The 21230-nt window shown below is 36.9% G+C and carries 12 protein-coding genes; all 12 read left to right on the top strand.

The window, feature by feature from the left end; all coding sequences use genetic code 11:
- Positions 1 to 16 precede the first annotated feature (16 nt).
- Positions 17 to 2608 carry an aminopeptidase N gene (gene pepN, locus J8L70_RS04335; protein ID WP_211054252.1) on the top strand — a complete coding sequence of 864 codons (2592 nt, stop codon included), beginning with the start codon at positions 17 to 19 and terminating at the stop codon, positions 2606 to 2608.
- Positions 2608 to 2829 carry a DUF2835 family protein gene (locus J8L70_RS04330; protein ID WP_211054251.1) on the top strand — a complete coding sequence of 74 codons (222 nt, stop codon included), beginning with the start codon at positions 2608 to 2610 and terminating at the stop codon, positions 2827 to 2829. The genes pepN and J8L70_RS04330 overlap by 1 nt, the downstream gene beginning before the upstream one ends.
- Positions 2830 to 3075: 246 nt before the next feature.
- On the top strand, positions 3076 to 5172 hold the full coding sequence (locus J8L70_RS04325; RefSeq protein WP_211054250.1) for a DUF1302 domain-containing protein: 2097 nt from the start codon (positions 3076 to 3078) through the stop codon (positions 5170 to 5172).
- Between the two features lie 13 nt (positions 5173 to 5185).
- The gene (locus J8L70_RS04320; protein ID WP_211054249.1) at positions 5186 to 6550 is read left to right on the top strand and encodes a DUF1329 domain-containing protein; all 1365 of its coding nucleotides are present in this window, start codon (positions 5186 to 5188) and stop codon (positions 6548 to 6550) included.
- A gap of 111 nt (positions 6551 to 6661) precedes the next feature.
- Positions 6662 to 7654: a YCF48-related protein gene (locus tag J8L70_RS04315; RefSeq protein ID WP_211054248.1), complete on the top strand. Its 993-nt coding sequence runs from the start codon at positions 6662 to 6664 to the stop codon at positions 7652 to 7654.
- On the top strand, positions 7654 to 9984 hold the full coding sequence (locus J8L70_RS04310; RefSeq protein ID WP_211054247.1) for an MMPL family transporter: 2331 nt from the start codon (positions 7654 to 7656) through the stop codon (positions 9982 to 9984). The genes J8L70_RS04315 and J8L70_RS04310 overlap by 1 nt, the downstream gene beginning before the upstream one ends.
- Positions 9985 to 10189: 205 nt before the next feature.
- Complete coding sequence (locus J8L70_RS04305) at positions 10190 to 15031, top strand: NAD-glutamate dehydrogenase (RefSeq protein WP_211054246.1); 4842 nt, start codon at positions 10190 to 10192, stop codon at positions 15029 to 15031.
- Between the two features lie 122 nt (positions 15032 to 15153).
- Positions 15154 to 16164 carry a quinone-dependent dihydroorotate dehydrogenase gene (pyrD, locus tag J8L70_RS04300; protein WP_211054245.1) on the top strand — a complete coding sequence of 337 codons (1011 nt, stop codon included), beginning with the start codon at positions 15154 to 15156 and terminating at the stop codon, positions 16162 to 16164.
- A gap of 123 nt (positions 16165 to 16287) precedes the next feature.
- A complete protein-coding gene (locus tag J8L70_RS04295; protein WP_211054244.1) occupies positions 16288 to 16818 on the top strand; it encodes a cell division protein ZapC domain-containing protein in 531 nt (176 codons plus the stop codon).
- 130 nt (positions 16819 to 16948) lie between these two features.
- Entirely contained in the window at positions 16949 to 19066 is a 2118-nt protein-coding gene (rlmKL, locus tag J8L70_RS04290) for a bifunctional 23S rRNA (guanine(2069)-N(7))-methyltransferase RlmK/23S rRNA (guanine(2445)-N(2))-methyltransferase RlmL (RefSeq protein WP_211054243.1), read from the top strand.
- Positions 19059 to 19295: a glutaredoxin family protein gene (locus J8L70_RS04285; protein ID WP_211054242.1), complete on the top strand. Its 237-nt coding sequence runs from the start codon at positions 19059 to 19061 to the stop codon at positions 19293 to 19295. Before rlmKL ends, J8L70_RS04285 begins: the two co-directional genes overlap by 8 nt.
- A 14-nt stretch (positions 19296 to 19309) precedes the next feature.
- On the top strand, positions 19310 to 21223 hold the full coding sequence (locus tag J8L70_RS04280; RefSeq protein ID WP_211054241.1) for an ABC transporter ATP-binding protein: 1914 nt from the start codon (positions 19310 to 19312) through the stop codon (positions 21221 to 21223).
- Positions 21224 to 21230: the final 7 nt, after the last annotated feature.

Raw genomic sequence — 21230 nt, 5'->3', positions numbered from 1 at the left:
TTTTTTGGAGTGAACAGTGAGCGCTATTTCTAAACCAACAGCACAATATTTAAAAGATTATAAAGCTCCCAATTTTACTATTAATCATACAGATCTTACTTTTGAACTCGATTCGAATGAGACAATTGTTAGTTCAAAATTAAATGTAGAAAGGGTTTCAAGTGATAATTCGGCATTGGTTTTGGATGGTATCGATTTAACGTTTATTAGCTTAAAAGTGGATTCAAAAGACTACGCTGATTACACATTAACTGATGAGCAGTTAATTATTAATAATCTCCCAACGCATTGTCTGCTTGAAATAGTAAATAAAATATCACCCCAGACGAACACTTCACTTGAAGGTTTATATTTAACTGCTGGCGCATATTGTACTCAGTGTGAAGCGCAGGGTTTTCGAAAAATCACTTATTATATGGACCGCCCTGACGTTCTATCAAGTTTTGATGTGATGATTATTGCACAGAAGAAACTGCCTCACTTATTATCTAATGGTAATATGCTTGACTCAGGCGAGCTCGCTGATGGGCGTCATTATGCTAAATGGCAAGATCCTTTTAAAAAACCAAGTTATCTATTTGCTTTAGTGGCGGGGGATTTTGATGTTGTTAATGACACTTATATCACGCAAAGTGGTCGCAGTGTTGAGCTTGCTTTATTTGTTGATAAAGGCAATCTAGATAAAACTCATCATGCCTTAGCATCATTAAAAAAAGCAATGCAATGGGATGAAGAGCGTTTTAACCTTGAATACGATTTAGATATTTATATGATTGTAGCCGTTGATTTTTTTAATATGGGCGCAATGGAAAATAAAGGCTTAAATGTATTTAACAGTAAATGTGTATTAGCCAATCAAGAAACAGCAACAGATAAAGACTTTCATACCATTGAATCGATAGTTGGTCATGAGTATTTTCATAATTGGACCGGTAACCGCGTAACGTGCCGCGATTGGTTTCAATTATCTCTAAAAGAAGGGTTAACTGTTTTTAGAGATCAAGAATTTAGCAGTGATTTAGGATCACGGGCTTTAAATAGAATTGATGCAGTAAAAGTAATGCGTACACATCAATTTAATGAAGATTCAGGACCGATGTCACACCCAATTCGCCCTGAAAAAGTGATTGAAATGAATAACTTTTACACAGTAACTGTTTATGACAAAGGCGCTGAAGTTATTCGTATGATGCATACTTTACTCGGAGAACAAAACTTCCAAAAAGGAATGGATTTATACTTTGATCGTCATGATGGTCAAGCTGTAACGTGTGATGATTTTGTCAGCGCGATGAGCGATGCTTCTGCAATAGATTTAACGCAATTTAAATTATGGTACAGCCAAGCTGGTACAGCGAAGCTAGTTGTATCACAACAATATGATGAAGCTAATAATTGTTTTAGTTTAACGATTGAGCAAAATAGTCCAGAGAACTTCCCTGAGAATAAACCTTTACATATTCCATTTGCAATTGAGCTACTCGATAATAAAGGTAATCATATTACGCCAGTTCAAGACAATGAGAAAACAGGGGGGGTACTTGATGTGACAAAACAATCACAAACATTCCACTTTGTTGAACTATCACATCGCCCAGTGTGTGTATTGCTTGAAGACTTTTCAGCACCTTGTTTACTCGAACAAAATACCAGTGATGAAGATTTATTGCATATTATGCGTTTTGCACGCAGTGAATTTTCTCGTTGGGATGCACAACAGCAACTTTTTATTAATCAAATTAAACTCGCTGTTGATGATGAAAGCGTCGAATTGAGTACCGCGCTGATTGATGCTCTAGCATTACTTGTTAGTGAACAAAAGGGCGACTTAGCCTTGATTGCGGAATTATTAAAGCTTCCGAGCTTTGATACATTAGCTGCCCATTATGAGGTAATACCTGTTGAAAAATTAGTCGGTGCTATTTCGCGCTTTGAGCTTCAATTAGCAACACAACTGAACAAGGTACTATTATCTTGTTATGAGCAATTGCATGATGATGGCTCTGTTAGTGCTGATGCTGTTGCTGTTAGAGCCCTTAAGCAAGTATGTTTACATTATTTAGCTCAAACAGAATCAGAACAAGCTGCGGCATTATTAAATGATGCGGCAAAGTCTAATAATATGACAAATGTTCTTGCTGCATTAAGTGCGTTAGTGAAAGCCGAACACCCTTTAGCGAAAAAATTACTAGATATATTTGACAGTCAATGGCGTCATGATGTTCTTGTTATGGATAAATGGTTTGCCTTACAAGCTATGCAGCCCAATGATAATGCAGTAGATAATATTATTGCTTTATACGAGCATCCTTGTTTTGACTTTTCAAACCCGAACAGAGTGCGAGCATTAGTGGGTAGTTTTAGTCATTTTAATACCGCTCAATTTCATCGTGCAGATTTTAGCGGCTATAAGTTGTTAGGTGATTTATTGATTAAATTAAATGCGATAAATCCGCAAAATGCATCAAGAATGCTAACTCCCTTTATGTCATGGAAACGTTATGATAAAAAACGAGGGCAGGCTATGAGAATCCAACTTCAAAGATTAGCCGACTTAGCGCAATTGAGCGATGATTTATATGAAAAGGTAACAAAAGCGTTAGCCTAGTGATTGAATATTATTTTTCATTAAACTTTAGTTATAAACACTGTATGGACTATTACAATGGTAAGTATACGTCTGTACAAGTGACAGAAGATGGCGGTAAACATATTCGTTTTAGCGCTAGTCATTTACGGCCTTTTATTTCTAGTTTAGGAGTAAGAGGTCGTTTTAGATTAATATTAACTTCCCAAAACCAGTTTGTACGGCTTGAAAAAGTGGCTTAAAAACCCACTTCCTTCCCTTTAATAGATAAAAATATTGCTTAATTGTTAATTAGAATTTGTTCTATTGTTAATTTGCGTGTATAAATTATCTGGTACGACGTCTTACGTTAACGTAAATATTTAGCTGAAAAATAGATAGATCTTAATTATGTATGATATATTTAACTAAATATTTACAGGTATTTTATATTTTTATACTGACAATTTGACCACACAAATAATGACCCGCCACAAGGGGGATACACAATGTTAAAAAAATCGCTTTTTGTTAAAAACAAAATTGCATTAGGTTTAACGACTGCAATGTTAGGCTTTACAACCGCTACCGTTCAAGCCGTAAGCTTCGAAGCGGGTGGCTTTGATATTACATTTGATTCTACTTTTTCTTATGGACAAAGTATTCGTGTAGAAGATAGAGATTTTTCGTTAATTGGTAAAAGTAATAATCCTGCTTTTAATTGGCAAGGTTACAATGCTGTTACGAATACCGTTTATACAGCGCAAGATGTATGGGCTCAACCAGGATCTTATTCAAATAACGGTGACGCGGGTAACTTAAATTTTGATAGTGGAGATTCTTTTTCACGTTTATTAAAAGGGACTCATGATTTATCGATAAGCAAAGATAACTATGGCTTGTTCACTCGCTTTATGTATTTTTATGACTTTGCTTTGATGGATGGCGATTATGCATATACAAACCCTACGTCAGGTGACACGGTTGACCCTTGTGATGATGTAGACACGAAAGCGCAAAGTTGTGCTGATATTCGTTTACTCGATGCTTATGTTTGGGCAAATTTTGATTTAAATGATGGTCAAAACCCTTTATCGATTAAATTAGGTCAACAAGTAGTTAACTGGGGTGAAAGCACGCTTATTTCACACGGTATTAATGTAAACCCTGTAGATATTGACCGTTTAAAAGCCCCTGGTGCTGAATTAAAAGAAGCATTTATCCCTGTGGGTATGTTATGGGCCTCGTTAGGTATAACTGAAAATATCACTTTAGAAGGTTTTTATCAGTACCAATGGCATGAAACACGTTTACCGGCCTCTGGCAGCTATTTTTCTACTAACGATTTTGCTGCGGATAATGGGTATCAACAAAATGTACAATTAGGATTTACGTCTAACCCAGATATTGATTTAGCGTTTTTAACCGATAGTTTAAATAATCTCGTCACGAGCTATGCGCAGGTTGCTGCCGCAAGTGGCATTGACCCTAGCAGTGCTGAAGGGCAAACATTACTCGCCACCATGTACTTAGCATACCCATCTAAAGTTGCGCTAAAAGGTAAAGGCAGCGAAGGTGAAATTGAGCCAGAAGATGGTGGTCAGTACGGTTTACGTTTAGGGCTATTTTTACCTGAGTTAAACGACACTGAAGTTGCTTTTTATCATGTTAATTACCATAGCCGTAGACCCTTAGTTTCTGGTCGAGTCTCTGATTTTACTACAAGTGCGCTACAAGCTGATTTAGCAATGATTTCATCGACTACAATCACTGAAGATAATATTCATGAATTAGCTGCTTTTTCGTTAGCTAAAAATGAATACCCTGAAGATATTAAGCTATACGGTTTAAGTTTTAATACAACGATTGGTGAAACTGCATTTGCAGGTGAATTTACTTTTCGTAAAGATGAACCTCTGCAAGTTGATGATGTTGAGTTATTATATGCAGCGGTCCCTGAACAGCTCGCTTATGCCGGTTTACGTCCAGAACTTGCCGGTATTTCACAACTTAGTGTAGGTGATAACACTAACTTTGTTGCACCAGGTGAATTAGCGCAAGGTTTCATTGAGCGTGATACATCACAAATACAATTTACTGCCACCCATTTGTTTGGCCCTTCTTTAGGCGCTGATAGTTGGGCTGTTGTTGGTGAAGTGGGTGTCGTTCAAATTCATGATATGCCTGATTATGACGTAATGAGATTAAACGTATCTGGTACAGGTAGAAGTGGCGTTATTACCGGCCCCGGTACAAGCGATTACTCAACACTTCATTTAGGTCTTTCAAATGGACCTGAAGAAAAACAATTTGCTACCGCTTCTTCTTGGGGTTATAGACTCATAGCAAAGGGTGACTATTATAATTTGTATAATGGAATTAATTTTTCACCACGATTTGTATTTTCTCATGATGTAAATGGTAATACCCCCGATCCTATGTTCTTGTTTATTGAAGATCGTAAATCATTGGGTGTAACAGCAAACTTCAATTACCAAAATGCATGGTCACTCGATGTTAGCTACAACTCTTTTTGGGGCGGTGGTGATACAAATACCTTTGCTGATCGTGACTACATTTCATTTAATTTAAAATATTCTATTTAAGGGCATTGTGATTATGTTTAAAAAGCCTACTTTGATTGCTACCGCATTTTGCAGCTTGTTTTCAACTTCTGCTGTGTTAGCTAAAATTTCTGCTGAAGATGCAGCGCGTTTGGGTCAAGACTTAACTCCATTAGGCGCACAATTAGCTGCTAATGAAGACGGGTCTATTCCTGCTTGGAATGGCGGTATTACTCAAGCACCCAAAGGATACGAACAAGGAATGCATCATATTGATCCCTATGCTGCAGAAAAACCTTTATTTACTATAGATAAATCAAACATAGCTCAATACAAAGATAATTTGAGCCCTGGTCAGATAGCGTTATTTGAAGCTTACCCAGATAGTTTTAAGATGCCTGTTTATAAAACACATCGCTCGGCGTCATACCCACAGTTTGTTTACGATGCCACTAAAAAGTACGCGACTTCTGCAGAGTTAGTAGAAGGGGGTAACGGAATAAAAAATACTGCAATTGGTATTCCTTTCCCAATCCCAAAAACTGGCTTAGAAGCAATTTGGAATCACTTGTTACGTTATCGTGGTTTATCTATTGAACGCTTTGGTGGCCAAGCTGCACCAACTGCATCGGGTTCGTATAACTATGTTGGCTTTGATGAGAAATTATTAGTTAAATACTCAGATCCAAGTGCAACTGCTGAGCAGTTACAAGATTCAAATATTTTATTTAAATTTAAGCAAAAAGTAACTAAACCAGCCCGTTTAGCCGGAACAGCATTGCTTGTTCATGAAACAATGGATCAGATTTTAACGCCACGCCAAGCGTGGACTTATAATTCAGGTCAACGTCGTGTTCGCCGTGCACCAAATGTTGCATATGATGCTCCAGGAACTGCGTCAGATAGTTTACGTACGACCGATGATTTCGATATGTTTAATGGCTCACCTAATCGTTACACTTGGACCTTAAAAGGTAAAAAAGAGCTTTATATTCCTTATAACAGCTACAAGTTACATAGTGACGCGTTAGAATATGATGATATTTTAAAACCTGGTCACATCAATCCACAGCATACTCGATATGAAAAGCATCGCGTTTGGGTTGTTGAGGCTAATTTAAAAGACGATACACGCCATATTTACAAAAAACGTGTTTTCTATATCGATGAAGATAGCTGGCAAGTACAAGTTGCCGATATATATGATAACCGTGACCAACTATATCGCGTTGCTATGGCGTATGGTTTAAATTATTACGAAGTACCAACACAGTGGAGTACTTTAGAGGTTTATCATGATTTAAACTCTCGTCGCTATTTAGCTATCGGTTTAGATAACCAAGAAAAGATGTATGATTTTTCAGGTTCATTTAAAGATAATGAATTTACTTCTAGCGCACTTCGTCGCGAAGGTCGTTAACTTTATTAGGCACTAAACAGTATTGTGTTTAGTGCCTAGCATTTCCATATGTTTGTTATTCTCAACAAGCTTTACTCATACAATCTCTCATAGTACAAAGCGAATATATTTATGAAGTTTTTTGTTTGCGCTACACTTTTAATTAGCTCAGTATCACTTGCCAATGAGCTACCTTTACCTGCTATTAGTGCTTCTCAAGCACAAAATACCTTATTAACCGATATTACAAAAACAACAAATCAGTTTGTAGCTGTTGGCAAGCATGGCACGGTTATTACCAGTTCCAACGCACTGGATTGGAAGCAGGCTGAGCATGTACCTACTCAAGCTTTACTAACCGCTGTTGATTTTAGTGATGCCGATAATGGGTGGGCATGTGGCCACGATGCTACAATTATTCATACTGGCGATGGGGGTGACAGTTGGGAACTTCAACAGTTTTTGCCGGCACTTGATAAACCGTGTTTAGACATTCTTTTTACTACTAACTCAATGGGTTTTGCCGTTGGGGCTTATGGTATGTTTTATCAAACTCTCGATGGTGGTAAGCAATGGCAGCCTCGCTTTTTATCATCATTACTTTACCCAGAAGATCAAGCATATTTAGATGATTTAAAAATTAATGACCCTGAAGGCTATGCTATTGAGACAGCTTCTATTTTACCTCATTTTAACCGGATCGAAAAAACGCCTACAGGTCTAATGATTGTCGGTGAGATGGGGGTAATGGCACACAGTAATGATAATGGTCAATCGTGGCAGCGATTAGATGAAATTTACCCAGGCTCTTTTTTTGCTTTAAATGAAAATAATACACAACGAGTTGTTGCTGGGTTACGCGGTAATATTTTTACCCAATCTTCAGCGGGTGGTCAATGGGAGCATATTAAAAATACAAAAACGGCTACGATTAACAGCATCATCAGTTATAACAACTCTTGGTTATTACTTGCAAATAGTGGTGTTATTTATACTTTATCTGAAAACCAATTAACGTATCAGCAAAATGCGGATGCAAAGTCTATTTTATCCGCTGTTGTCGACAAAAATAAATTAATAATGACAACCGAAAACGGTATTAAAGTGAAGGAGTTAACCCCTTAATGCGCGCTTTTTTAAATTCTATAGAACAGGTTGTGTTTAAAAACCGCTTGTTAATGGTTATTTTGTTTGTAGTTATTACCTGTGGGTTGTTTTATAAGGCAACACACATTCAACTAGATGCTTCATTTAATAAAAATATCCCGCTAAATCATGATTATATGAAAGTATACACAAAACATGAAAAACAGTTTGGTGGGGCAAACAGCATCTTAATTTCGGTTTGTGATGCAAATGGTAATATCTTTAATCCTGAATTTTTTCAGCAGTTAAAGGCTGTTCACGATCAGTTATATTTTATACCCGGCGTGAATCGTCCATTAGTTAACTCCATCTTTTCACCGAGTGCACGTTTTGTTGAAGTGGTTGAAGATGGTTTTGCCGGGGGGCCAATTATTCCCGCTAATTTTAAACCAAATGAACAAGGCTTAAGTGTTGTAAAACAAAATATTGAAAAAGCAAAAGTAGTGGGACGGATGATTGCCAGTGATTACTCTTGTGCCATGGTAAGTGCGCAATTGCTTGAAACTGACCCCCAAACTCAAGAAAAATTAGATACTTTAGCTTTTTCAGACAAACTAGAGTCGCAATTAAGAGAGCCTTTGAGTACTGAAAATGTCAGCATTCATATTATAGGCTTTGCTAAAATGGCAGGCGATATTGCTGAGGGAGCAAAAGGGGTTTTAGTGTTTTTTGCTATTGCCATTGCCTTTACTTTTATTATGGTTTGGCTATTTTGTGGCAGTTTAAAACTCACCATTTTACCGGTGATTTGTTCAATTATTGCAGTGGTTTGGCAATTGGGTTTGCTTTCTAGTTTAGGTTTTGGGCTTGATCCTATGTCTATCCTCGTGCCATTTTTAGTTTTTGCCATTGGGGTTAGTCATGGTGTGCAAATGATTAATGCAATTGGTAAAAAAGTGAGCGAAGGGAGCGATACTTATTCGTGTTGTAAAGCGAGTTTTACTGCGTTGTTAATACCTGGGGGTATCGCATTACTATCTGACACGGTTGGTTTTTTAACGTTATTAACTATCGATATTGGAATTATTAGAGAATTAGCGATTACCGCAAGCTTAGGGGTTGCAGTCATTATCTTTACTAATTTAATTTTATTGCCTGTGTGGGCCTCTTATATGCACTTTGAAAATACAGTCCATATACAAGCGGGCAATAAAGAAAAACCGAATACTTTTGATTTATTAAGACATATCTTAGTAAAAGCAACAGATAGAAAAAATGCGTCTGTAATCATTGGCTTTACGTTAGTGTTATTTGCTTTTGGCTATTACCAAGCAGATAAAATGAAAATTGGTGATTTACATGCCGGTGCACCTTCTTTACACCAAGATGCGCGTTATAACCAAGATACATTTTTAATTTCAGATAGGTATACAATATCTTCAGATATTCTAAAAGTCATTGTAGAAGCATACCCTGCGGCCTGTACTGAACATGATGTTATGCAACGTATTTCACGTTTTCAATACAAGATTGAAAATGTAAATGGTGTGCAATCTGCAGTAAGTTTAAGCTCTGTGGCACAATCAGTGAATGCCGGTTATAACGAGGGGAATTTGAAATGGCAAAGTCTTCCACGTAATTCAGCGAGTTTGGTTCAAGCAACATCACGTGTAGAAACAAGTACAGGGTTACTTAACGGCGATTGCTCTGTTATGCCAATCATCATATTTTTGGAAGATCATAAAGCGCAAACGATCAATCATGTTATCGATAAAATTAAACATTTTAGTGAACAAAAAAATACAAGCACACTGGCGTTTAAACTCGCTTCAGGGCCTGTAGGTGTTATGGCCGCTACAAACGAATCGGTGGCTGCTGCACAAATTCCTATGATGCTTTATGTATATGGCGCGGTGATTATTTTATGTTTAATTAGTTTTAGAAGTGTAAAAGCGACTATTGCCGTCGTTTTGCCTCTTTATATAGTCTCGACTTTAGCGCAAGCATTAATGGTTCAATTGGAAATAGGACTAACGGTATCTACCTTGCCTGTTATCGCACTTGGTGTTGGTATTGGGGTTGATTATGGGATCTATATATTGTCATCGATGATGGGGCAGTTAAAACATAATGTACCATTGGCAGTAGCCTATAGAAATGCACTTGTAGAACGTGGTAGTGCGGTGTTGTTTACGGGTATTACACTGGCAATTGGAGTAAGCACATGGATATTTTCCGATCTTAAGTTTCAGGTCGATATGGGAATTTTACTTACCTTTATGTTTTTAGTGAATATGATAGGTGCCGTGGTGTTACTTCCGGCAATTGGTAGTTTCTTGTGGACCGACCAGAAAAATAAAAGTGAATAATTTTGCTGTAAAATAGCGTGTATACTAATTTATATCTATATTTTGTGAATAGTTGAGCAAATAGTTGAAATGCTTAAAATCTTTTCATCAAAAAGGCTGTTCATTAGCTGTAAAAGGGTTAGAATTTATCTGACTCCACACATTTATAAATAGCTGTACACGTATACTGCTTTAAATAAAGCAGTAACAGATTAAGGAATATACAATGACACGAAATGTAGGCCAAGCTTCGGTTATCTTAGATAATGTCTGTAAGCTTATTCAAAAAAAAGTTCATGCTGACAGTGTGTTACTCGTTGAAAGTTTTGCCAAATCCTTGTACAGCAATATGTCTAAACAAGATTTGGCTAATCGCAATGACAGTGACTTATACGGGGCTGCATTAAGCCTTTGGAATTCGCTAGAAAAAAACACGACTGATAGTGCGACTATTCGTGTTTTTAACCCTGAAGTATCAAAAGATGGATGGCAATCTTCACACACGATTGTTGAAATCATCGCAAAAGATATGCCTTTTTTAGTCGATTCGGTACGTATGGCAATGACGCGTCAAAATATTGCGTCGCATTTATTACTCCATTGCCCGTTAAAAATTAAACGCGATACTCATTGTAAAATTACTGCGTTATCAAATTTAAAAGATCAGCAAGAATTATCCTCGACTAAAACCGTATTTTTTATTGAAATTGACCGTTTAACTGATGAAGAGGTTATTGCCTCTTTTAAAACAGAACTTGAATCTGTTTTAGTTGATGTGTCGGTTGCGGTTGAAGATTGGCAACCTACACGTAAAAAGCTGATTGAAGTCACTAAACAGCTGGCTAAAAGAACGAATGTAAAAAATAAAAGTGAACAAGAAGAAACAATCGAGTTTTTAGACTGGTTAGCAAAAGATAATTTCACTTTAATGGGTTATCGCCAATACGAATTATCTCCTGTGCAAGGTGATTATGAATTAAGCGGGTTAATGGATACCAGCTTAGGTTTGATGAAACATACAACGGAAGAACATTCGCGTTTATTATCTGAATTACCCGAAGTAGCTAGATTAGAAGCTCGTAGTGCTAATTTATTAATATTAACTAAAACGAACTCGGTATCACGGGTACATCGTCCTGCTCATATTGATTACGTGGGTATAAAACGTTTCGATGATGAAGGTAATGTTATTGGTGAAGATAGATTTATCGGGTTATTTTCTTCGAGTTTTTATAATAACAGCGCAGCAGATGTTCCGGTTCTAAAAAGTAAAATTAATCGCATAATGGAACAATGTGTATTTGCAAAAGGCACACATGCTTACAAAGCGGTACTTAATATTTTAGAAACGTATCCTCGAGATGAGTTACTTCAAGCGCGCGAAGATGAATTGCTAGATGTAGCAACCGGTGTTTTACAAGTTCAAGAGCGTGATATGTGTCGTCTATTTGTTCGTAAAGATGCATATGGTCGATTCTTTTCTTGTATGGTGTATGTTCCCCGCGAGCGTTATAACACCGCACTGCGTTATGAAACACAAAGTATTTTAGCAAATGCGTTTAATTCTGACGAAAAAGTTGAATTTACTACTTTCTTTTCTGAGTCAACACTGGCGAGAACACATTATACCGTTCGTGTGACCGATAATAATATTGAATATAAAGTGAAAGACATCGAAAATAACTTAATAGAAGCGGCCCGTACCTGGGAAGATAAATTACAATCAGCATTATTAGAAGCGGTAGGTGAAGCTCGCGGCAATGAACTCAATAGAAAGTACGCAACTGCCTTTGCACGCTCTTATAAAGATGAAGTTTTACCAAGTGCTGCTGTAGTCGATATTGAAAAGCTAGAACTGCTTAGTGACGAAAACAAATTAGAGATGTTGTTTTACCGTCCACAAGAAGAAGCCAATACAAACCTTGTTCGTTTGAGCTTGTTTCATAAAGACGAACCTATTCATTTATCTGATGTAATGCCAATGCTCGAAAACTTTGGTTTACGTGTGATTGGTGAAACCCCTTATTCTGTTAAAACCAGTGATGGTCGAATTAACTGGATTATGGACTTCTCTATGCTTATTGATAGCAAAGGGATGGCCGATTTTGATCAAGTTTCTGCACGTTTTCGTGCTGCACTAACAAATGTATGGAATAACCGTTTAGAAAATGACGGATTTAATCGTCTGGTATTAATGGGCGGATTAACAGGCCGTGAAGCTTCTATATTACGTGCTTATGCTAAATATATGCGCCAAATTGGGGTGACTTTTTCACAAAGTTACATAGAAAGCACATTTGCAAATTATCCTAATATTGCAGCGCAGTTAGTTAAACTGTTTTCAACTAAGTTTTGTGTTAAAAATCCAAGTAGTGAAAAAGCATTTGAAAAGCTGACAAATCAAATTTACCTTGCGCTTGAGAATGTAGCAAATCTTGATGATGACCGAATTATACGTTATTACGTTGATATGGTCGCAGCAACATTACGTACTAACTATTATCAAAAAGACAGCACTGGAGAATTTAAATCTTATATTTCGTTTAAAGTGCAGCCTAGTTTAATCCCTGATATGCCATTGCCTCTTCCGGCATTTGAGATATTTGTATACTCACCACGTGTTGAAGGTGTTCATTTACGCGGTGGTAAAGTGGCACGTGGCGGATTACGTTGGTCAGATAGACGCGAAGATTTCCGTACTGAGGTTTTAGGTTTAGTAAAAGCCCAACAAGTTAAAAATACCGTGATAGTTCCAGTGGGCTCTAAAGGCGGTTTTGTTTGTAAACAATTACCAAGTGGACGAGACGCGTTTATAAAAGAAGGCCAAGAATGTTATAAAATATTTATTCGTGGCTTATTAGATATCACGGATAATATTCTTCGTGGTGAAGTTGTCCCTCCTATTGATGTTGTTCGACATGATGAAGATGACCCGTATTTAGTGGTCGCTGCAGATAAAGGGACCGCCACTTTCTCTGATATTGCGAACGGTATTGCAGATGAATACAAATTTTGGCTAGGGGATGCATTTGCATCAGGTGGCTCAGTCGGTTATGACCATAAGAAAATGGGGATCACGGCTAAAGGGGCGTGGGAATCAGTAAAACGTCATTTTCGCGAAATGGAAATAGATTGCCAAACTACCGATTTTACAGCGGTTGCTATCGGTGATATGGCCGGTGATGTATTTGGTAATGGTATGCTACTTTCAAAGCATATTCGTTTGCAGGTTGCTTTTAATCACTTACATATTTTTGTTGATCCAAATCCTGATTCTGCCACGACCTATCCTGAGCGTGAGCGCTTGTTTAATTTACCGCGTTCATCGTGGGAAGATTATAATAAAGATTTAATTTCAGCTGGCGGGGGGATCTTCTCGCGAGCAGCTAAGTCTATCTCTCTTAGTCCAGAAATGAAGAAAATGCTAGGCACTAAAAAAGCCACTATGACGCCAAATGAATTAATTAAAGCATCATTAATGATGGAATTTGATTTGCTTTGGAATGGGGGTATCGGTACTTATATTAAACATTCAAAAGAAACCGATGCCGATGTAGGTGACCGTGCAAATGATGCATTGAGAATTAATGGCTCACAACTGGGTGCTAAAATTTTAGGCGAAGGCGGAAACCTAGGAGCTACACAATTAGGTCGCATTGAATTTGCTGCAAAAGGCGGGCGTGTTAATACCGACTTTATTGACAATGTTGGTGGTGTAGCGTGTTCAGATAACGAAGTTAATATTAAAATATTACTTAATGGTTTAGTTGCTGAGGGTGATTTAACACGTAAGCAACGTGATACATTATTGTATTCAATGACAGATGAAGTTTCTGAGTTAGTTTTAAACGATTGTTACCGCCAAACTCATACATTATCAATTACTCAATCTAAAGGTGTGTCTACCCTTAAAGAAAAAGTAAGGTTTATTCATGCACTTGAAAAAGATGGTAAGCTAAACCGTGCCATTGAGTTTATTCCTTCAGATGAAGAATTAGCCGAACGAGCAGCCGCGGGTAAAGATCTCACTAGACCTGAGTTATCAGTATTGGTTTCGTATGCAAAAATGGTTCTTAAAGAATCATTAGTGACAACCGAAATTACTGAAAACCCTTACTATCGTCAATTATTAGTTAATTCGTTTCCATTACCTCTTCGTGAAAAATTTAACGAAGCTATGGATAACCATCCGCTTCGTAAAGAAATTATTGCCACTAAATTAGCAAATAACATTGTTAATGATATGGGGCTAAATTTCATGGTTCGTATGCATGAAGAGACTGGGGCGTCAGAAGCTGAAATTGCAATTTGTTATTCTATCGCCAGTGCGATTTTTAATATGCCTGAGCTATGGACGAAAATTAGTGATTTAGATAACCAAATTCCAGCCACTGTGCAAACAGAAATGTTGTATCAACTTCGTCGTACCGTAAGGCGTGCAACACGTTGGTTCTTACGTCATCGCAATAAGTCTCTTAGTATTTCACAAGCGATTGAATACTTTGAACCAACCTTTGCAGATTTAAGTGCTAACTTGACCACTTATATGGAACAAACAGAAGCAACGCGTATTGTTACTGAGTCTGAAAAGCTAGTACAAAGTGGCGTACCGTTACCTATAGCTGAACGAATTGTTGCTTTATCAAGCGTATTTTCGGCGATGGATTTAGCTGAAATAGCGAACAGTTCTGGGCGTGGTATTTCAATGGTTGCTAATACCTACTTTAAATTAGGTGCTCATATGGGGCTGCATTGGTTCTTAGAACAAATCACTAAACAACCAGTTGCTAATCATTGGCAAGCACTTGCAAGGGCATCTAATCGAGAAGAGCTTGATTGGCAGCAACGCATTCTTTCTGAAGTTGTTTTAAATAGCTTTGAAGGTGATGAGAAAAACGTAGATGCGCAGATAGACGAATGGATGGAGCTCAATGAACAATTACTTCGTCGTTGGAAACAAATGCTTACAGAGTTTAAAACATCTCAAAGCCATGATTTTGCGAAATTCTCAGTTGCCCTTAGAGAGCTTATGTTATTAAGCCATAATTGTGATACATCAAACTGTTAAAATGAATTATTTTTATTATTAGATATCATTAATTCAATATAAGTTAGTTGTAAAATTGTTATACAATACCCCAGCCTTGACTGGGGTATTTTTTTGTCTGAAATAAATAAGAGGAATATTACATGTTTTACGATTTAGCTCGCCGTTTTATGTTTACTCAAGATGCAGAGTGGGCACATGAATTTGCTCTTAATAATTTACGCCGTTATGCCAATACCCCAATTAGTGCAGCATGGAAGCAAAGTATAGAAAATAAGCCGGTTAATTTTTTAGGATTAGAATTTAAAAACCCGGTTGGGCTGGCTGCAGGATTAGATAAAGACGCACAGTGCATAGATGCATTTGGCCAAATGGGCTTTGGTTTTGTTGAAGTAGGAACCGTGACCCCTAAAGCGCAAATAGGCAATGAGAAACCACGTATATTTAGATTACCTGAATCGAATGCAATTATTAATCGAATGGGCTTTAACAATAAAGGGGTCGATAATTTAGTTAATAATGTAAAAGCCTCTCACTATAAAGGCATTTTAGGTATTAATATTGGTAAAAATAAAGATACGCCTAATGAGAAAGGAAAAGATGACTATATTCACTGTATGCGTAAAGTATTTGAACATGCATCCTATATTACCGTTAATATCTCATCTCCTAACACGCCTGGATTACGAGATTTACAATATGGCGAAGCGCTAGATGACTTACTCCAATCTTTGAAAAATGAACAATTAGACTTAATTGCACATCATAATAAGCACGTACCTATGCTTGTAAAAATAGCTCCCGATTTAGATGATATTCAAATTCAACAAGTCAGTGAGTCACTGCTTTCAAATAAGATTGATGGTGTTATTGCCACTAATACAACATTGTCTCGTGCAGCAGTTCAAGGACAGCAATATGCTCAAGAGGCTGGTGGGTTATCTGGTCAGCCGGTTAGAACTCGCTCAAATGAAGTAGTGGCTGAACTTAAACGATTAACCAAAGGCCAGTTGCCCATAATTGGTGTGGGTGGGATTGATGATGTGGCATCAGCCCACGAAAAGTTTGATGCAGGTGCGCAATTAGTACAAGTTTATACCGGATTTATTTACAAAGGACCTAAATTAGTTAAATCGATCGTTAATAGCTTATAAGGATCAGTTATCTAAGCTTTTGATCATTAAATAAATGTTCTAAGAAAATATTTAATAAATGATTAAAAGCAAGTATACTTTGTATTCAAGTTTTAATTATTTTGCAATAAAAGTGAGTAGGACATGTTACAAGCATCAAAAAAATGGAAGTGGATTGCTTGTCCAGTTAAAAATCGTTTACTTATTGATTTAGGTGATGATATGCAATTGTGTACCCCATACAAACTGCGCCAGCTTACTCACTTTGTTAAATCAAATCCGAACTTTAGCCTTGAAGATGCGGGTTTTTATCAACAAGTATTTCACTACCTCGCAAGTTTTAATATTTGGAATGAGGCACAAATATGCCAAATTGCACTCAATGCAACCGCGGTTAAATTTTATTTACAACCTGTATTAGCGAAAAGTTGGTTTTTTAAACAGTACACAGCCAAAGATCCCAGCGTAGAAGCTATTGTTAAATTAGTATCTAAAGAGCAATCAGGTGATTTTTTAATTATTGACCACGAAAAAGATGCCTCTGTATGTATAAACCTCAGCAAAACATTCTCTTTAGATGAAAATTTAAGTTTAGAGCAGTTTGAAGTGATTAAAGTATTAAATAATCGCGTCCATCCTATTTTGCATCACAACAGTTCCATCCAATCAGCCTAAGCTTTTGCTTCCAGCAAATTTATAGAATCTATTTTACCTCGTATTTTATTTAAATGAGCCTTTGTTTTGGCGTGTTTGTGTAACAACCTATGATATAATCCTGCGCAATTAGCTATTAAGGGTTACTACTTTGCAATTTATCGCACTTACTTCTATCGGAATCGAAAATTTATTAGTTGAAGAACTTACTGAACTTGGCGCAGCAGTGTCTAAGCAAACGGTTGGATCTGTTCGCTTTGAGGCGGATTCATTATTGGCACAAAAAGTCTGTTTATCAAGTCGTTTTGCCACTCGTATTTTGATGCTCATTGAAGAAAAAGAAGGCGTAAATGATAAAGAAAGCCTTTATAACTTTGCACGATTACAACCTTGGCAAGAGTGGTTTGGCCCTTCGCAAACTTTTGCTGTTGATTTTAATGGGACTAATGACGCATTAAAAAATACTCAGTTTTCGGGCTTAGTGATAAAAGATGCCATTGTAGATTATTTTAATGATCTTTATGAACAACGTCCTAATGTTGATAAACAAAATGCCAATGTAAGAGTTGTTGCCAGACTAAGCCGACAAGGCGTCGCAATGTATATTGACTATTCGGGTCCTCGACTTTCAGAGCGTGGTTATCGTCAAGGTCAAGGTAAGGCGCCAATCAAAGAACATTTAGCTGCGGCAATCATTAAACGCAGTGGCTGGCTTGATGATGTAAAGCAACCACTTTTCGATCCCTGTTGTGGTGCCGGTACTATTTTAATTGAAGCTGCTGGTATGGCGCGTAATGAAGCCCCTGGTTTATTTAGAGAAGGTTTTGCATTTGAGCGTTTGCCAAGTTTTCGTGCTGCAAAATATAAAGCATTAAAAGAAGCGTTATTTGATCAAATAACAGATCCTAAATTATGGCTTATTGGGCATGATTATGATGCAAATGTACTTAATAAAGCGATTGAAAATGCAGAACGTGCTGAATTAGATTCTGTCATTAAATTTAAACAAAGTGATGCAACAAAACTCACTGCGGTGGCTAAACTGCCAGGAGTGGTTATTTCTAATTTACCTTATGGTGAACGTATTGGATCGATGGCTGAGTTGGTTGATTTACATCGCAGTTTAGGTGTGGGCTTTAAAAAGCATTTTAATCACTGGAAACTCGCCTTGTTAGGGATGGATGAAAGCTTATTTAAACTTTTAAAATTAGTTAAGCAAAAGCGCTATAAGTTTAAAAATGGGCCATTAGATGTTGAATTAAATTTATATCAATTAAATGATAAGCAAGTCAGTTTAACCACTGAAGATAAACCGGCACTTAACTTTGAAGGTTCTATTTCATTTGCTAACCGACTTAAAAAGAATAAACAAGGTTTAAAAAATTGGTTAAAGCAAAATCAAGTACATGCATATCGTGTTTATGACGCTGATATCCCTGAATATAATGTTGCTGTTGATATATACGATGATTCAGCTGTTATCTTTGAATATGCTGCACCGAAAGAAATAGATGACAAAACAGCACAAAAGCGCTTACAAGATGTAATTACATTAACAGCCCAACAATTAAATATTTCACCCGATAAAATTGCTGTGAAAGTGCGTAAAAAACAAAAAGGCGATGAACAATATACCCCTGCAGCTAAACAAAATAAAACACAAGTGGTTGAAGAGTTTGGTGCTAAGTTTAAAGTTAATTTATTTGATTATTTAGATACAGGTCTGTTTTTAGATCACCGCTTAGCCCGTCGGTATATACAAGAAAATGCGAAAGATAAGCGTTTTTTAAACTTATTTGCTTATACAGGCACGGCATCCGTTCATGCAGCACTAGGTGGCGCAAAAGCGATTACCACGGTTGATTTATCTAAGACATATTTGAAGTGGGGGCAAGATAACTTTGATCTTAATAATATTAGCAATACCCGTTACCGCTTCGAACAAGCCGATTGTTTAAAATGGCTTGAATATGCTACCTCTCAATATGATTTAATCTTTTTAGATCCACCAACGTTTTCAAATTCAAAAAGAATGAAAGATGCATTTGATGTGCAACAAGATCATATTAAATTACTAACGTGGGTGAAAAAGATTTTAAGCCCATCGGGTACTTTAATTTTTTCTAATAACAAACGCGGCTTTGTAATGGATGAAGTAGGATTAATTGGCCTTGGACTTAAAGCGATTAATATTTCTGATAAAACATTATCACCTGACTTTAAAAGAAATAAGCAAATCCATAATAGTTGGTTAATTACACATGGCTAATTTGACTTTATATCACACAGATGGCTGTCATTTATGTGAAAACGCGTTGGCAATTATTAGCGCTATATTAACTGATGATAAGTTGTTATTGGTTGATATTATTAGTGATGAAGATTTAATAAAACAGTATCAAACAACGATACCGGTATTAAAGTCTGACAACGAAAAACAGCTTTTTTGGCCTTTTGATGAAAGTGCTGTCATTGAATTTCTTAGAAAAGAAAAATAAGAGTAAAAATAACTATGGATTTAATTCGAATTTCTAAAGCCCAATTAGCTTACGGTACACATCCTTTATTAGATAATGCAGATGCAGTCATTGAAAGTGGAGAAAGGGTATGTATTGTTGGGCGTAATGGTGCAGGTAAATCTACTTTATTAAAAGTGCTCGACGGGCAAGTAACCTTAGATGATGGTGAAATTAACCAGCTAGGTGGATTAAAAATTTCACGTCTTGAGCAAGATCCCCCAAAAGGTGCAAACGGGACGGTGTTTGATTATGTTGCCCAAGGTATGCCTGACATTGCTAATCTTTTAATCGATTATCATCATGTTAGTAATGAATTGCAAACTGACTGCACTGATAAGTTATTAAATAAATTAGAACGCTTATCAACCCAATTAGAAGCAGCAGATGGTTGGCGTTTTGATAGTCGGATACAATTAGTATTAACGCGTTTAGAGCTTACGCCTGAAGCAAAACTAGAATCTCTATCGGGTGGCTGGCTTAGAAAAGTGGCTTTAGCAAGAGCCTTAGTGAGTGAACCTGACTTATTACTACTTGACGAACCGACTAACCATTTAGATATGACTAGCGTTATGTGGTTAGAGCAGTTTTTAAAAGAATTTAAAGGCGGTATCGTATTTATATCACATGACCGTGCGTTTATACGTGCTGTTGCCACGCGGATTTTAGATTTAGATCGTGGCAAGTTAATTTCATACCCTGGTGACTATGCAACGTATTTAGAACAAAAAGCACATGATATAAAAGTTGAAGAAGCACAAAATGCGTTGTTTGATAAACGTTTAGCTGAAGAAGAAGCTTGGATCCGGCAGGGCGTTAAAGCACGAAGAACGCGCAACGAAGGGCGAGTGCGAGAACTAAAACAACTAAGAAATGAGCGTAAACAACGAATTGATCAAGTCGGTAAAACTGACTTTAATATCGAGAGTGCAGATCGCTCGGGTAAACTTGTTTTTGAGGCAAAACATTTAAATCATGCATTTAAAGATAAAGTTATTGCAGATGACTTTTCTACGTTAGTTATGCGCGGCGATCGAATTGGACTGGTTGGTCCAAATGGTATTGGTAAAACCACGCTATTGAAGTTGTTATTTGGTGATTTAAAAGCGGATTCTGGTGATATTAAACAAGGTGTTAATTTAGAGTTTGCTTATTTTGACCAATATCGAGAGAAACTCGATGAAGAAGCGACGGTTCAAGATAATGTAGCCGAAGGCAAACAAGAAGTCATGATGGGAGGGCGTTCACGCCATGTGTTAGGTTACCTGCAAGACTTCTTATTTCCGCCAGCACGTGCACGCACACCGGTAAAAGCGTTGTCGGGTGGTGAAAAAAATAGATTATTATTAGCTAAGTTATTTTTAAAACCTTCTAATATCCTCGTGTTAGATGAACCAACAAATGACTTAGATATTGAAACATTAGAACTATTAGAAGACATTATTAATCAATATCAAGGGACGGTTTTAATTGTAAGCCATGACCGTGAATTTATTGATAATACTTGTTCTAGTGTTTGGGCTTTTGAAGGCAAGGGTATCGTCACTGATATTGTTGGTGGTTATAGTGATTACGAAGACTTTGTTAATTACAAAGCTGACCAACTAAAGAAAGTGCAGCAACAAGCGACTAAAAGTGAACCTAAAGCGACAGCTGCTCCGGTTAAAAAAGAAAATAAAAATAATAAATTGTCTTATAAGTTGAAGCTTGAGTTAGAGCAACTACCTGGAAAAATGGAACAACTTGAGGTCGATATAGAAAAACAACAATTAATTGTTAGCGATCCCGACTTTTTTAAGAAAGACAGTGAAACAACGACTAAGCAATTGAACCATTTAGCAAAACTTGAGTCTGACCTTGAAGCCGCTTTTGAGCGCTGGGAAGAACTTGAAGAATTAAAGAATCAGTAGTAAGGAT

Source organism: Pseudoalteromonas sp. MMG010 (assembly GCF_018100905.1).
Taxonomy (GTDB): domain Bacteria; phylum Pseudomonadota; class Gammaproteobacteria; order Enterobacterales; family Alteromonadaceae; genus Pseudoalteromonas.
This window is presented reverse-complemented; position numbering and strand designations above follow the sequence as displayed.

What these genes read in the sequence shown, in the direction of transcription:
- J8L70_RS04325 (WP_211054250.1), top strand. Translation starts at nt 3,076, where the DNA reads ATGTTAAAAAAATCGCTTTTTGTTAAAAACAAAATTGCATTAGGTTTA.
- J8L70_RS04320 (WP_211054249.1), top strand. Translation starts at nt 5,186, where the DNA reads ATGTTTAAAAAGCCTACTTTGATTGCTACCGCATTTTGCAGCTTGTTT.
- J8L70_RS04315 (WP_211054248.1), top strand. Translation starts at nt 6,662, where the DNA reads ATGAAGTTTTTTGTTTGCGCTACACTTTTAATTAGCTCAGTATCACTT.
- J8L70_RS04310 (WP_211054247.1), top strand. Translation starts at nt 7,654, where the DNA reads ATGCGCGCTTTTTTAAATTCTATAGAACAGGTTGTGTTTAAAAACCGC.
- J8L70_RS04305 (WP_211054246.1), top strand. Translation starts at nt 10,190, where the DNA reads ATGACACGAAATGTAGGCCAAGCTTCGGTTATCTTAGATAATGTCTGT.
- pyrD (WP_211054245.1), top strand. Translation starts at nt 15,154, where the DNA reads ATGTTTTACGATTTAGCTCGCCGTTTTATGTTTACTCAAGATGCAGAG.
- J8L70_RS04295 (WP_211054244.1), top strand. Translation starts at nt 16,288, where the DNA reads ATGTTACAAGCATCAAAAAAATGGAAGTGGATTGCTTGTCCAGTTAAA.
- J8L70_RS04285 (WP_211054242.1), top strand. Translation starts at nt 19,059, where the DNA reads ATGGCTAATTTGACTTTATATCACACAGATGGCTGTCATTTATGTGAA.
- J8L70_RS04280 (WP_211054241.1), top strand. Translation starts at nt 19,310, where the DNA reads ATGGATTTAATTCGAATTTCTAAAGCCCAATTAGCTTACGGTACACAT.